Origin of the sequence: Brachybacterium sp. AOP3-A1-3 (genome assembly GCF_052378285.1) — a bacterium.
Taxonomy (GTDB): domain Bacteria; phylum Actinomycetota; class Actinomycetes; order Actinomycetales; family Dermabacteraceae; genus Brachybacterium.
The window spans coordinates 1-1,710 of sequence record NZ_JBQSXM010000049.1; the positions used below are offsets into that span (position 1 = coordinate 1).

The window sequence follows — 1,710 nt, forward strand, 5'->3', positions numbered from 1 at the left end:
TAGCCTCGAGATTTCACGGGGGTGTGGTCTCGACCGGCGGAATGAATGGCGAAAGGTGCTCCTGGCCTGGGATGATACGAGGTGTTGAGACCCGTAGCCATCCGCTGGAAGGAGCACCTTTCAGGTGTCCCACCCTACCTTGTTCTTCTACCCCCGTCCGCGGGTGGACGTCGCCGAGGTTCCGGCCCTCGCGCATGCGGGCGCTGTGCTGCTGACCGACACGATTCACGCCACTGGCCTCGCTGCTTCGCTGCGTGAGGCGCTGGATTCGTGGACGAAACCGCTGGCAGAGCATCACAGCTCGAAGGTCCTGCTGGATCTCGCACTCACTCTCGCGATCGGCGGCGAGCACGCTTCGGATGCTGATCTGCTGCGGTGCGAACCGGACCTGTTCGGTGACGTCGCCTCGGCCCCCACGATCTCCCGCATGCTCACCACGCTGGCTGAGGACGCGCCCGCCGTGATCGAGGCGATCTCGAATGCCCGTCGCGCCGCGCGGGAACGGGCCTGGGCCTTGGCCGGGGAGCACTCCCCCGCCGCGGGGGCCAGTGCGAAGAGCCCGCTGGTCATCGACCTCGACGCCACCCTGATCAACGTCCACAGCGAGAAGGAGCAGGCCGCACCGACGTTCAAACGCGGCTTCGGCTATCACCCTCTGTGCGCGTTCCTCGACCACGGCAGCGAAGGGACTGGGGAACCGCTGGCGATCCATCTCCGCCCCGGCAACGCCGGCTCGAACACCGCGGCTGATCACATCACCGTCACCAAGGCCGCGCTCGCGCAGCTCCCACCAGCCCTGCTGGCCCGGAGCAGGCGGGGGTCGAAGAAGATTCTGATCCGCACCGACGGAGCCGGCGGCACCAAGGAATTTCTCCAGTGGATGACCAGGCGGCGGCTGGCCTACTCCGTCGGGTTCACTCTCCCCGCGCACACTCCTGACCTGCTGGAACATATCGATGAGGCGCAGGCGTGGACTCCGGCCTATGACACCGATACCGACGGGATCCGCGAGGGGGCGTGGGTGGCGGAGCTGACCGGACTGCTGGACCTGTCCGGGTGGCCTGCCGGGATGCGGGTGATCGTGCGGAAGGAACGCCCCCACCCCGGAGCGCAACTACGGATCACCGATCACGAAGGAATGCGCATCACCGCGTTCGCCACCAACACCCCGCGCGGCCAGCTACCCGTCCTCGAGCTGCGTCACCGCCGCCGCGCACGATGCGAAGACCGGATCCGCAACGCCAAGGACCTGGGCTTGATGAAGTTCCCGCTGCAGGGCTTCGCGCAGAACCAGATCTGGTGCCAGATCATCCAGCTCGCCTCCGAGCTCGTCGCCTGGATGCAGACCATAGCTCTGACCGGCCATGACGCGAGGAAGTGGGAACCCAAACGGCTCCGCGCACGCTTGTTCGAGATCCCCGCGACTCTCGTGCGCCGCTGCCGGCACAAGGTCCTCCATCTCGCCGAACACGCCCCCGAAGCCCGAACCGTCCTAACCGGCATGAACCGGCTCCGCACCGCCGTCGCACAGACCTGACCAGGCGGCTCCACCCGCCCCACCGACCAGCAGAATCCTCCTCTCGGGAGTGGAACCCGACCGCCCGCAACGGACACTGCGACGATCTGTCACACCCACATGCCAGAATCAGCAGCTGAACACCGGCAACGACGCCGAACGCCCCCGCTCACCAACCCGATGAAACATCGAGG

Annotated in this window: 1 protein-coding gene; it reads left to right on the forward strand. The window is 66.8% G+C overall.

Going from position 1 to position 1,710, the window contains the following annotated elements; genetic code table 11:
- Positions 1–124: 124 nt before the first annotated feature.
- Positions 125–1,537, forward strand: a complete 1,413-nt coding sequence (locus ACT3T5_RS19515) for an IS1380 family transposase (RefSeq protein ID WP_135010948.1) — start codon at positions 125–127, stop codon at positions 1,535–1,537.
- Positions 1,538–1,710 lie beyond the last annotated feature (173 nt).